Here is a 12,697-nt window from a genome sequence, read left to right on the forward strand (position 1 = left end):
ATAAATAAAAGTCTGGAGAACCAGGCTTTTTTGTGATGTAAAAAATCCCACTGGAATTCCAGCAGGATTTGTTTTCTTAATATTGTATAAAATACAGATTATTTCATCGTTGGGAAGAGCAGAACGTCGCGAATAGTGGTCACATCGGTCAACAACATAACCAGACGGTCGATACCGATTCCCAGACCTCCAGTTGGTGGCATACCGTATTCCAGTGCTTCGACAAAGTCATAGTCGATGCCAGTTGCTTCGTCATCGCCCAGTTCTTTGGCTTTGGCCTGGGCTTCAAAACGAGATAGCTGATCGATTGGATCGTTCAACTCGGTGAAGGCATTGGCATATTCTTTGGTCATGATGAAGAGCTCGAAACGGTCTGTGAAGCGTGGGTCTTCTGGATTTTTCTTAGCCAGAGGTGATACTGCAACGGGATGACCGTAGACAAAGGTTGGCTGAATCAAGGTTTCTTCCACAAATTCTTCAAAGAAAGCATTGATAACATGGCCAACTTCGGTGAAGTGCTTTTCAAGCGGAACTTTCTTTTCCTTGGCTAAGGCAGCAGCTTCTTCAAAACTCATATCTTGCCAGAAGTCCACACCAGTAATTTCCTTGATGGCGTCAACCATGTGAACCCGTTTAAATGGTTCGTTAATCTTGATTTCAGTTCCTTGGTAGTTGACCGGTCCATCTCCATTTACAGAGACAGCTGCATGTTGGATAATGCCTTCAGTCAAGTCCATGATGTCTTGGAAGTCTGCATAGGCTTGGTAAACCTCGATGGAAGTGAACTCTGGATTGTGAGTCGCATCCATTCCTTCGTTACGGAAGATACGGCCAATTTCATAAACTCGCTCCATACCACCGACGATGAGACGTTTAAGGTGAAGCTCGGTTGCAATCCGAAGCACCATATCAATGTTTTGGGCATTGTGGTGGGTGATAAATGGACGGGCAGCAGCACCGCCTGCTTCGTTGTGGAGAACAGGAGTTTCTACTTCAAGGAAGCCTTGTCCATCCAAGTAACGGCGGATTTCTGAGATGATTTTTGAGCGAGTTACAAAGCGTTCAAAGCTTTCGCGGTTGGAAATCAAATCCAAATAACGTTTACGGTAGATGGTTTCGACATCTGTCAAGCCGTGGAATTTTTCAGGTAGGGGACGCAGAGCCTTAGACAAATGAGTAAGGTGGGTCGCCTTGATAGAAAGCTCTCCATATCCGTCCGCATAATCTCACCTTCGATACCGAGGAAATCTCCTAAGTCAGCCTTTTTGAAGATTTCATAATTTTCTTCACCAACAGCATCCTTACGCACATAAATCTGGATTTGGCCTTCACGGTCTTGGATGTGGGCAAAGCCAACTTTTCCTTTGCCGCGCTTGGTCATGAGACGGCCAGCGATAATAGCTGTTTCATTGAGTTCGTTTAATTCTTCTTTATCTTTATCGTTGTATTTTTCTTTCAGTTGAGCAGAGTTAGCAGTTCGCTCAAAGCGTTTGCCAAAAGGGTCAATTCCCTGCTCAGCCAGCGCAGCCATTTTTTCACGGCGGATAATCTGCTGGTCGTTTAATTCCTCGATATGTTCAGTAGTCATGTTTTTCCTCCAAAAGTTTTCCTACCTATTTTATCACAAAGATAGGGAAATTCATCTATATTTGGCTATAAAGTAAGAAAAAAAGCTAGGAATCCAGCTTTAATTTTCTGCCTTTTCAACTAAGTAATCCGTATTATTCCAAGTGATCAGCTCAAAATTCTCAAAGTCTTCTGTTTCAAGGATGGTGATACTAGCATTGGTCAGACCGCCATTCTTGCGCAGGAGAGGTGTGTCATAGCCCAGCATAGTCCGAATGCTAGCGGTTAAATTAGCACCATGTCCGACAATGAGCACTTGTTCATAGTCCTTGCCCTTTAAGGTCTTGATAAAGGAAATGGTCCGGTGGGTCGTATGGTAGACCGACTCAGCGTCAAAAAAAGTATGATTAAATTGTGAGAGATTGTGGCGGAAGGCAATCATCTGGTGCGGATAGATGGCTTCTATGGTAGAAATTTTTGCGCCTTCTAGTTTTCCTAACTGCCATTCTCGCAGTTCAGGTACTGATACAATTTCAGTCGGAAACTGGCTTTCTTCTTGAATAATCTCAGCAGAGCGAACGGCACGAGGGAGATCGCTGCTGTAAATCTTACCAAATTGTGTCTGAGCCAGATGTTTTCCTAGGCTATGCAGTTCTTCAACGGCGGTTGGCAGCAGTGGCGAATCACCGCTAGCTCCCTGGAATCGGCCTTCCTGATTCCATTCCGTTCTTCCGTGTCGGACAAAGTATAATTTCATAGTGGTGGATTGTTTCTTTCTTATTAGGGTTTATTGAGAATATTAGGTGCAGTATTGAAGAATTATGAGCTAGGATTTTCCTTGAGATCTGCAAAGTCAGCTTGAACAAAATCCGCCAAATCTTGAGCCCTGATTTCAATACTGCGGCCGACTTCGCCAGCAGACACGATGATACTATCTCGCTCTAGAGCTGACTGGTCGATATAGATTGGAAAGCTATGCTTTTGCCGGATACCGACAGGATTATTGGCTCCGTGGATATAGCCCGTTGTCTTTTCCAAGTCTTTCTGGGGAATCATGCTGACTTTTTTATTGCCGGAAATCTTGGCCATTTTCTTTTCGGACAGATGCTCTGTGATTGGCAGGATACCAATCAGTGTGCCAGTCTTGTCTCCTGTCAAGGCCAAGGTTTTATAAATCTGCGAACGGTCCAAACCATCGACTGGCTGTTCTGCTAAGGCATTTAGCTGTAGACCTCGATGTTCAATCTTAGCCTTGCTTAAAATTTGCTCGACCAGTGTTTTTTTGATTTTTGTTTTTTAGCCATTAGTATATCTCTCTTCTAATTGTGACATCCAGAGTCCCAGCCAGGTTCCCAGACCGAAGAAAAAGGCTGCAAGGACAAGTGTCAATATAGAAACTCCATTATAGCTAATGCTTTCGCTGTTTCCTGCTTGAGGCACTAGAATGAGAAGTGTACTGGATAGGACGATGCCAATGATAAAGTGATAGACACGAGAGTAGTAGTTTTTCAAAATATAATCCATCAGCTTAGAGAAGAGAATCAGAGCCAAGGCGCCTCCGATTCCGATAGGAAGAAAGGTGCCCAAGAGATCCAGTTTGCGGAAGCCGTTCAGCATAGGGGCATAGAGACCTAAAATCAGGAGAAGGTTGGACGGACTGAGTCCAGGAATTAAAATGCCCAGCGCAATCAAGGCTCCTGCCAAGACAAAAGAGAGAAAGTTAGCTGGCAAGGTGCCGATCATCCCATTTAAGGAATAAAGAAAGATTCCTGAAAGGATGAGGCTGACCCAGAAAACGAGAATATCAATCCGATCACGCTCACTTTTAGCGACAGACTCTTTAATAAGGCTGGGAACAGTTCCGATGATAGCTCCGGCAAATCCCCAAAGGACAATCACTTTGTAGTTGTCCAGCAGCAGATTGACAGGATAGGAGAAGGCAGCTATGCCTAAAATCATTCCGATTCCAACTGGTATGAAATAGAGAACGTTTTCGACGAAGTTTTCCTTTAAATGTGCTAAAAAATGAATCAGGCGCTCGTAAATACCTAGGATAGCTGCTAAAACACCGCCTGAAACTCCCGGCAAAATAAAGCCAAGTGCAATGACCATTCCTTTGAAAATTCTATTCAACCAAGAAATCATTGTATTTTCCTTTTCTAATTTCATTTATCAAATCATTATATCATAAAATATAGTCTTTATTAAGAGGAAACGGCTGAAAATTTCCTATTTTGTGACAATAAAAAACGACAGCAGTCTTTGAGACTTGAGCTGTCGCTCTGAGCTATTGGCTTTCTTTAGGAACTGTAAATAGCTTTTGATAAGTAGCTGTCTGGTCTTTCAAGGTTGACAGCTGGTTCAAATCAAGATAATGAGAGAAACCAGTCAGCTGACCTTGTGATGTGTACTGATGCAAGTCGTAATCTAGTTCAGTATTTGGTGCGGCATTGTAGTAGCCGTCGTCATTACCATAAGTCGGAATCCAAATTGCTGTGAACTTATCAGTAGAGATACTGTGTTCCTCCATAAAATAAGTTCCAATATAGATACCAATATTTTTAACACCAAGTGACTCTAGCTTGGCTCGGAAAGCTTCAACTCCAGCATTCATGTCAGACATGGTCTTTTCTTCGACGTCTAGCCAATAATAGGTTGGATGGTACTTGGCAGAAGCCTTGTAGAAACTTTCAGCTTCTTTTTCCATTTCCTTTTTGCTATTAGCGGCCACGTAGGCATAGACAGCAACAGGGATGTTGCGCTTTTGAAATTCTTTGATATGTCTTTCATAAGACTTGTCCAGACCATTCAGATGGGTTGCTGCGTTTTCTTTTTTTGCCTGCGCTCCACTATGAACACGGACAATGACTCCCGAAACATTCTGTGCGAGTAAGTCGTAATTAATCTCACTTGGCAGCTGCCAGCCAGAAATGTCAATGATTGGTCTGGAAATAAACTCTTCATCCAAGGACGAATCGTCAGATGTTTCCTCTTTTTTTGAGGAACTTGGAGTTTGTTTAGTTTGTGAAATTTTTGCCTGTGCTTGCTTTTCCTGAGAGTCAGTAATTTGCTTGCTTATCAAAATAAAAGCGATAAAAGAAGCAAAGAAAATTAGGATTGCAAGCGGTTTAATCCTCTTCCTCATACTGGTTTATTTTAACTTAAAACAAATAAAAAAGCAAAAAATATCCCCAGAATTGCTGGAAAATGAATAAAATGTAATATAATTGAAATATTATAAAGCAAAAACAAGACGTTTTGAAAGTTCAAAATGCCTTGTTTTTTTAAAGAGGTTAGTCAGGCTGTGGAAGATGAGTTGCCTTTGGCTAAATCGTTTTGCTTTTTCTTACCTTTTATAATAGCTTTTGAATGAACTCTTCAATCTTTTGAGGAGAAGTTTGTGGGGAGAAGCGTTTGACAACTTTGCCATCTCGGTTGATCAGAAACTTTGTGAAATTCCACTTGATGTTTTCGCCCAGAAGACCGCCCTTTTCTTTTTTGAGCCAGTCAAAGAGAGGAGCGGTATGAGGACCGTTGACATCAATCTTAGCAAATCGAGGAAAGGTCGTTCCGTAGTTGAAGCTGCAAAAGCTGTTGATTTCTGCAGCGTCTCCAGGGGCCTGCTGGCCAAACTGATTGCAGGGGAAATCCAGGATTTCAAATCCGTCTTTCTGATAGCGCTCATAGAGTTCCTGCAGTTCTTGATACTGAGGAGTGAAGCCGCAGCCGGTCGCTGTATTGACAATCAGCAGAATCTTTCCTTTATAATCACTCATTTTTTGCGGACTTCCGTCTTGTTTTTGGATTTCGATATCATAAATGTCTGTCATGTTCTCCTCCTTTATCTGACCTCTATCTTAACACATTTTCATGCAAAGGAGAGAAAGCAAGGTCATATTATTCTAGTCTCTGCACTAATGCTTTTTTTTCAATCAAAAAGGTGGTATAATGAGAATTGAATTTTTAGAAATTTAATGGTGAAATATGAAAATTGACAAGAAGCACTTGTTGAATTATTCCATCTTGATTCCCTATTTGATTTTATCTGTTTTGGGATTGATTGTGGTCTATTCAACGACGAGCCCTACCTTGATTCAGGCCGGAGGAAATGGTTTTGGGATGGTCTTGAATCAGGGGATTTTTTGGATAATAAGTCTCTTTATAATTGCGCTCCTATATAGAATCCGCTTGGGTTTCTTAAAAAAAGGAAGTATCCTGACTATAGTTATCTTTGCTGAGATTATCCTCTTGCTTTTATCTCGTTTTATAACAGGGACGATCAACGGCGCTCATGGTTGGCTCAAGATTGGAGCTTTCAGTATTCAGCCTGCTGAGTATTTGAAGATTATTCTGGTCTGGTATCTAGCTTTTCGCTTCACAAAGAGGCAGGAGGAGATAAAGGTCTATGACTATCAAGCCCTGACTCACAACCATTGGTTTCCTAAAGCCTTTAACGACTGGCGGACCATGGTGGCTATTCTGATTGGGATTGTAGCTATTATGCCAGACCTTGGAAATGCAACTATTCTATTTTTGACCGTCGTGATAATGATAGCTGTTAGCGGGATTGGCTATCGATGGTTTTCTACGATGCTGGGAGCCATTGTTAGTGTTTCCGGCTTGGTTCTAGCTAGCATTTGGTTGATTGGGGTTGAGCGCGTGGCCAAGATTCCAGTCTTTGGGTATGTGGCTAAGCGTTTCAGCGCTTTCTTCAATCCCTTCAAGGATCTGTCTGGTTCAGGCCACCAATTGGCTAATTCCTACTATGCTATGAGTAATGGCGGCTGGTTTGGTCTAGGCTTGGGTAACTCTATTGAAAAGCGTGGCTATTTGCCAGAAGCTCATACGGACTTTGTATTTTCTATCGTGATAGAAGAGTTTGGTTTCTTTGGTGCCAGTCTGATTCTGGCCTTACTCTTTTTCCTGATTCTGAGAATTATCTTGGTAGGGATTCGGGCCAAGAATCCATTTAACTCCATGATGGCTTTGGGAATTGGCGGTATGATACTCATGCAGACCTTCATCAATATCGGTGGAATTTCAGGTCTCATTCCTTCTACAGGAGTAACCTTCCCCTTCCTATCGCAAGGAGGGAACAGTCTTCTGGTCTTGTCAGTAGCCATCGCCTTGGTACTCAATATTGATGCCAACGAGCGCCGTGATGCCCTGTATGAGCAAATGGAAGCGGAGGCGCAAGGCCGGTCTGAGGAAGTTTAATCGCAGTTCGTGTGAACAGTTGTTGCAAAAATGAAAGGTGCAGATTATGTCATTTAATAAATTAGAAAGCTACAGCAATAAAGAAGTAATTCGAGAAGAAGTCGCTATTTTGACAGACTTACTTGCCGATATTACTCGGAATCTTCTCAGCCCTGAGACCTTTGAAAAAATCTCCCTCATGGAAGAGCTGGCTGTCAACTCCAAATATCATGAGTTAAAAGCAATTGTAGAAGAACTAACAACAGATGAAATGGTCTATATCTCCCGCTATTTCTCTATTTTGCCGCTCTTGATTAATATCTCAGAAGACGTTGACCTGGCTTATGAAATCAATCATCATAACAATATTAATCAAGATTATCTTGGGAAGCTGTCAACAACCATTGACCTGATTTCAACGCGGGAAAATGCTCAGGAAATTCTGGAAAACCTGAATGTTGTGCCAGTACTGACAGCTCACCCGACTCAGGTTCAGCGCAAGACCATTCTAGACTTAACCAATCATATCCATAGTCTACTGCGCCAGCATCGTGATGTTAAGGCTGGCCTCGTCAACGAGAAGAAGTGGCTAGGAAATCTCCGCCGCTATATTGAGCTTATGATGCAGACAGATATGATCCGTGAGAAGAAGCTGAAAGTAACCAATGAGATTACCAACGTCATGGAGTACTATAACAGCTCTTTCCTGCAAGCTATCACCAACTTTATGGTTGAATACAGACGCTTGGCAGAAGAGCGAGGTATCAAGCTGGATAATCCTAAGCCTATTACCATGGGAATGTGGATTGGCGGTGACCGGGATGGCAATCCTTTTGTAACAGCAGAAACCTTGAAACTATCAGCCACCCTCCAGAGTGAAGTCATCCTCAACTATTATATTGACAAGGTTTATACACTCTATCGCACCTTCTCGCTCTCGACCAACCTATCAGAAACTAGCCAGGCAGTAGCAGAAATGGCAGCTCTGTCTACAGACAAGTCTGTTTATCGGGAAAACGAGCCTTACCGTCGAGCTTTCCACTATATCCAGTCTAAGTTGATTCAGACCTTGCTTTACCTTAAAGAAGGCAACTTTTCAACTGACGGTCAGCGATTGACTGACCGAGCTGAGGAAAGATTGTCTGCAAAGGCCAACCTTTCTGTCAGCAATAAAGGAAGAGAAATCATCCCTAATTATATCCAGTCTCGTATCAGCGAGACCCTGACTGAGCTAAAGAAGGAGGAGACACCTTCTTACAAAACAGCTCAGGAATTTAAAGAAGACTTGCAGGTCATTTATGATTCTCTTATCGAACATCATGGGGAAGCCTTGGTAAGTGGCGACTTGACTGAACTTCTTCAAGCGGTTGATGTTTTTGGCTTCTTCTTGGCCAGCATTGATATGCGGCAGGATTCCAGCGTTCATGAAGCCTGTGTGGCTGAACTCTTGGCTTCGGCTAATATTGTTCAGGATTATAGCAGTCTGTCGGAAGAAGAAAAATGCCAGGTTCTCCTCAAACAGCTGCTTGAAGATCCTCGTATTTTATCAGCTACCCATGAGCCTAAATCCGAACTCCTGCAAAAAGAACTGGAGATTTTCAAAACAGCTCGTCAGCTAAAAGATGCTATTGGTGAGGAAGTGATTAAGCAGAATATTATCTCTCACTCGACCAGTGTATCAGATTTACTTGAGTTGGCCATTATGCTCAAGGAAGTGGGGCTGATTGATGAAAATGGTGCTCGTGTTCAGATTGTTCCGCTCTTTGAGACCATTGAGGACTTGGACAATTCCTGCGATACCATGGAGAAATACCTGTCTCTTCCGATTGCACAGAAGTGGATAGCCTCTAAAGACAATTATCAAGAAATCATGCTGGGCTATTCAGACAGTAATAAGGACGGTGGCTACCTTTCTTCTTGCTGGACTCTCTATAAGGCTCAGCAGCAGTTGACAGCTATCGGTGATCAATTTGGCGTGAAAATCACCTTCTTCCATGGCCGTGGAGGTACAGTGGGACGTGGTGGCGGCCCAACCTACGAAGCCATCACTTCTCAGCCACTTCGCAGTATCAATGACCGGATCCGTCTGACCGAGCAAGGGGAAGTCATTGGCAATAAATATGGAAACAAAGATGCAGCCTACTATAACTTGGAAATGCTGGTGTCTGCTGCCATTAACCGTATGGTAACTCATAAGAAGAGCGATAGTCATACGTCTGATAAATATGAGCGGATCATGGACCAAGTAGTTAATCGCAGTTATCAGATTTACCGTGATTTGGTCTTTGGCGACGAGCGTTTTTACGATTACTTCTTCGAATCCAGTCCGATCAAGGCTATCTCTAGCTTTAATATCGGTTCTCGTCCAGCTGCCCGTAAAACCATCACTGAAATCGGCGGCCTCAGAGCTATTCCATGGGTCTTCTCATGGTCTCAAAGTCGAGTTATGTTCCCAGGATGGTATGGTGTTGGGTCTAGCTTTAAAGAATTCATTGATGAAGACCCAGAAAATAACTTAGCCTTTCTGCAATTTATGTATAAGAGATGGCCTTTCTTCAAGTCACTCTTGTCAAATGTAGATATGGTTCTGTCTAAGTCAAATATGAATATCGCTTTTGAGTATGCGCAGCTTTGCGAAGATCAGAATGTGCGTGATATTTTCAATATTATCTTGGATGAGTGGCAGTTGACTAAGGATGTCATTTTAGAGATTGAAGGTCATGATGAGCTCCTAGCAGAAAACACTTATCTAAGAGACAGCTTGGACTACCGCATGCCTTATTTCAATGTTTTGAACTATATCCAGCTAGAGCTAATCAAGCGTCAGCGAAATGGCCAGCTTACACCAGATCAAGAAAAGCTGATTCACATTACTATCAACGGTATTGCGACTGGTCTGAGAAACTCTGGCTAATACAAAGAGAAAATCGGAATTTTTCCGGTTTTTCTATTTTTGCAACCAAAGAGCTTCTTAATTCGTTATACTTGTGACAGTTCAACCGCTTTTCTTTGTATTAACCTTACTATAAATCAGACAAGGAATAATTCACAAAAAAATGCTAAAAGACTTGCATTTTCATTTAAATTTGATAAAATAGTAAGGAAAGTTAGACTGTATTGCCTACTGTCTATCTATAAAATATATTTTATTGGAGGCTTTTACTCAAATGGCAAAAGAAAAATACGATCGTAGTAAACCACACGTTAACATTGGTACTATCGGACACGTTGACCACGGTAAAACTACTTTGACTGCAGCTATCACAACTGTATTGGCACGTCGCTTGCCTTCAGCAGTTAACCAACCTAAAGACTATGCGTCTATCGATGCTGCTCCAGAAGAACGCGAACGCGGAATCACCATCAACACTGCGCACGTTGAGTATGAAACTGCTAAGCGTCACTACGCTCACATTGACGCTCCAGGACACGCGGACTACGTTAAAAACATGATCACTGGTGCCGCTCAAATGGACGGAGCTATCCTTGTAGTAGCTTCAACTGACGGACCAATGCCACAAACTCGTGAGCACATCTTGCTTTCACGTCAGGTTGGTGTTAAGCACTTGATCGTCTTCATGAACAAAGTTGACTTGGTTGACGATGAAGAATTGCTTGAATTGGTTGAAATGGAAATCCGTGACCTCTTGTCAGAATACGATTTCCCAGGTGACGATCTTCCAGTTATCCAAGGTTCAGCTCTTAAAGCTCTTGAAGGTGACTCTAAATTTGAAGACATCATCATGGAATTGATGGACACTGTTGATGAGTACATCCCAGAACCAGAACGCGATACAGACAAGCCATTGCTTCTTCCAGTCGAAGACGTATTCTCTATCACTGGTCGTGGTACAGTTGCTTCAGGACGTATCGACCGTGGTATCGTTAAAGTCAACGACGAAATCGAAATCGTTGGTATCAAAGAAGAAATCCAAAAAGCAGTTGTTACTGGTGTTGAAATGTTCCGTAAACAGCTTGACGAAGGTCTTGCAGGGGACAACGTAGGTGTGCTTCTCCGTGGTATCCAACGTGATGAAATCGAACGTGGACAAGTTATCGCTAAACCAGGTTCAATCAACCCACACACTAAATTCAAGGGTGAAGTTTATATCCTTACTAAAGAAGAAGGCGGACGTCACACTCCATTCTTCAACAACTACCGTCCACAGTTCTACTTCCGTACAACTGACGTTACAGGTTCAATCGAACTTCCAGCAGGTACTGAAATGGTAATGCCTGGTGATAACGTAACAATCGACGTTGAGTTGATCCACCCAATCGCCGTTGAACAAGGTACTACTTTCTCTATCCGTGAAGGTGGACGTACCGTTGGTTCAGGTATGGTTACAGAAATCGAAGCTTAATTCGATTCCGTTCCCAGATAACAATTATAGTCAGACACTAAACCCCGTGAAAATGGGGTTTTTTAGTATATATTGTAATTGTTTTTAAAAATAAGGAAGAATAGAAAGCAGTCGGTAATCTCCGGAGTAGATAGCTTGATTTTGCAGAAGCACCTTGAAGATGATTTAGGAGACGGGAAGGGAAGAAGTGTATATAAGCTTGATGTTAGGTTGGGGGAAGAAATAAGTATCTAGTACCCTAAGGTTACTTTTTTTAAAGGAATTTATGGTATAATTGGATAAAGTTTTATTTATAATGAAAGAGAGTTTGATTATATTGAAAGTGGTATCGCCACAAAAGATTTTCTTTTGGAATATTCTTGGTAGCCTGTCTTCAGCAGCTGTATCTGTTATTTTATTATTTATAGTGACTCGTACTTTATCTAGTGAGTCAGCTGACTTATATAGTTTTTCTTATGCAATTGCGAATTTACTAGTTATTGTTGCGGGGTTTCAAGTTCGAGATTTTCAAGCAACAGATATTAAAGAAAAATATTCTTTTGATGCATATTTGACTACTAGATTTCTAACTAATATTTTAATGATATTAATTTTATTAGGTTATTTAATTTTAAATTTTTCTACTCATGAAAATTTTTGGATTATATTTTGGGTATCTTTTTTCAGAGTTAGTGAAGCACTGTCTGATGTATTTCAAGGTTTGTTTCAGCAGAAAGAACGATTAGATATAGCTGGTCAATCATTATTTTTTAGAAATATAATTTCAACAATAATATTCGCTGTTCTGTTATTATTTTCTAAAAATCTTCTTTTATCTATTGTTTTTCAAACAATCATCTCTTTCATAGTAGTTCTTTTTTTTGATTTTCCGAAATCTAAGTTGTTTCATCGTATTAATATCTCTACAGTAAAGCTAAAAGATATTTATAGTATTTTAAAGGACTGCTTACCTTTATTTATAAATGCTTTTTTATTAGTTTCAATCTATAACCAACCTAAGTATGCATTAAACGATATTTTTAATAGGGGATTGATTGAAGCGGGAGTACAGAGAGACTTTAGTATTCTATTCACTCCAATTTTTGCAATGAATCTAATGATTGTTTTTTTACGTCCTATGGTTACACAACTAGCAATTTTCAAGGAAGAGAAAAAAATTTCTCATTTTATTACGTATAAAAATAACTTGTTTAAGATTTTATGGGGAACAAGTGTTTTGATTTGTCTTGGTGGGGCGATTGCTGCCATACCTATTTTAAATATCATTTATGGGACAAGATTGGATCAATATCAAATTAGTTTCGTCATTCTTTTGTTAGGTGGTATTGCTAGTACATTTTCTACAGTCTGTGATAATATTTTAACTGTTTTTAGAAAACATCATTATTTAGTCATTTCATTCTTAGCGGGGTATCTTGTATCCATTCTTACAGCTGAACCACTAGTATCCCAATACGGAATTTTTGGAGCCTCGTTGTCTTTCCTTATCTCTATGATTGCTTGGTTGAGTGTCTCGCTGATTATTTATTTTATGACGAATCCATATACTTTTTTGAGAAGGAAAAAATAAG

The 12,697-nt window shown here is 41.0% G+C and carries 9 protein-coding genes and 1 pseudogene; 4 read left to right on the forward strand and 6 right to left on the reverse strand.

Annotated features, from left to right (window positions below; all coding sequences use genetic code 11):
- Positions 1-98 precede the first annotated feature (98 nt).
- The 6 genes and pseudogenes from lysS to FFV08_04475 form a co-directional block, all read right to left on the reverse strand.
- Positions 99-1,588 (reverse strand): annotated as a pseudogene (gene lysS, locus FFV08_04450) (lysine--tRNA ligase).
- A 99-nt stretch (positions 1,589-1,687) separates the two neighbouring features.
- Positions 1,688-2,323, reverse strand: a complete 636-nt coding sequence (locus FFV08_04455) for a histidine phosphatase family protein (GenBank protein ID QLB51967.1) — start codon at positions 2,321-2,323, stop codon at positions 1,688-1,690.
- Between the two features lie 62 nt (positions 2,324-2,385).
- Positions 2,386-2,853, reverse strand: a complete 468-nt coding sequence (locus tag FFV08_04460) for an aminoacyl-tRNA deacylase (protein ID QLB51968.1) — start codon at positions 2,851-2,853, stop codon at positions 2,386-2,388.
- A gap of 9 nt (positions 2,854-2,862) precedes the next feature.
- Positions 2,863-3,735, reverse strand: coding sequence for a DUF368 domain-containing protein (locus FFV08_04465; GenBank protein QLB51969.1), 873 nt, complete (start codon positions 3,733-3,735; stop codon positions 2,863-2,865).
- Between the two features lie 118 nt (positions 3,736-3,853).
- Positions 3,854-4,711, reverse strand: a complete 858-nt coding sequence (locus FFV08_04470; GenBank protein ID QLB51970.1) for a glycosyl hydrolase family 25 — start codon at positions 4,709-4,711, stop codon at positions 3,854-3,856.
- A gap of 208 nt (positions 4,712-4,919) precedes the next feature.
- Positions 4,920-5,396 carry a glutathione peroxidase gene (locus tag FFV08_04475; protein QLB51971.1) on the reverse strand — a complete coding sequence of 159 codons (477 nt, stop codon included), beginning with the start codon at positions 5,394-5,396 and terminating at the stop codon, positions 4,920-4,922.
- 154 nt (positions 5,397-5,550) lie between these two features.
- Here FFV08_04475 and FFV08_04480 point away from each other — a divergent pair, with 154 nt between their 5' ends.
- The 4 genes from FFV08_04480 (at position 5,551) to FFV08_04495 (ending at position 12,696) form a co-directional block, all read left to right on the forward strand.
- Positions 5,551-6,783 carry an FtsW/RodA/SpoVE family cell cycle protein gene (locus FFV08_04480; GenBank protein ID QLB51972.1) on the forward strand — a complete coding sequence of 411 codons (1,233 nt, stop codon included), beginning with the start codon at positions 5,551-5,553 and terminating at the stop codon, positions 6,781-6,783.
- Between the two features lie 46 nt (positions 6,784-6,829).
- On the forward strand, positions 6,830-9,676 hold the full coding sequence (locus FFV08_04485) for a phosphoenolpyruvate carboxylase (protein ID QLB51973.1): 2,847 nt from the start codon (positions 6,830-6,832) through the stop codon (positions 9,674-9,676).
- 253 nt (positions 9,677-9,929) lie between these two features.
- Positions 9,930-11,126 (forward strand): elongation factor Tu, encoded by a 1,197-nt coding sequence (gene tuf / locus FFV08_04490; GenBank protein ID QLB51974.1) that lies wholly within the window; start codon positions 9,930-9,932, stop codon positions 11,124-11,126.
- A 295-nt stretch (positions 11,127-11,421) separates the two neighbouring features.
- On the forward strand, positions 11,422-12,696 hold the full coding sequence (locus FFV08_04495) for a lipopolysaccharide biosynthesis protein (GenBank protein ID QLB53268.1): 1,275 nt from the start codon (positions 11,422-11,424) through the stop codon (positions 12,694-12,696).
- Position 12,697 lies beyond the last annotated feature (1 nt).

Source organism: Streptococcus sanguinis, assembly GCA_013378335.1.
In the GTDB taxonomy this organism is placed as follows: domain Bacteria; phylum Bacillota; class Bacilli; order Lactobacillales; family Streptococcaceae; genus Streptococcus; species Streptococcus sanguinis_I.

Excerpts from the sequence above, each read along its gene's own strand:
- FFV08_04470 (QLB51970.1), bottom strand. The coding sequence starts at position 4,711 with ATGAGGAAGAGGATTAAACCGCTTGCAATCCTAATTTTCTTTGCTTCT.
- tuf (QLB51974.1), top strand. The coding sequence starts at position 9,930 with ATGGCAAAAGAAAAATACGATCGTAGTAAACCACACGTTAACATTGGT.
- FFV08_04480 (QLB51972.1), top strand. The coding sequence starts at position 5,551 with ATGAAAATTGACAAGAAGCACTTGTTGAATTATTCCATCTTGATTCCC.
- FFV08_04485 (QLB51973.1), top strand. The coding sequence starts at position 6,830 with ATGTCATTTAATAAATTAGAAAGCTACAGCAATAAAGAAGTAATTCGA.
- FFV08_04495 (QLB53268.1), top strand. The coding sequence starts at position 11,422 with ATGAAAGAGAGTTTGATTATATTGAAAGTGGTATCGCCACAAAAGATT.
- FFV08_04475 (QLB51971.1), bottom strand. The coding sequence starts at position 5,396 with ATGACAGACATTTATGATATCGAAATCCAAAAACAAGACGGAAGTCCG.
- FFV08_04455 (QLB51967.1), bottom strand. The coding sequence starts at position 2,323 with ATGAAATTATACTTTGTCCGACACGGAAGAACGGAATGGAATCAGGAA.
- FFV08_04465 (QLB51969.1), bottom strand. The coding sequence starts at position 3,735 with ATGAAATTAGAAAAGGAAAATACAATGATTTCTTGGTTGAATAGAATT.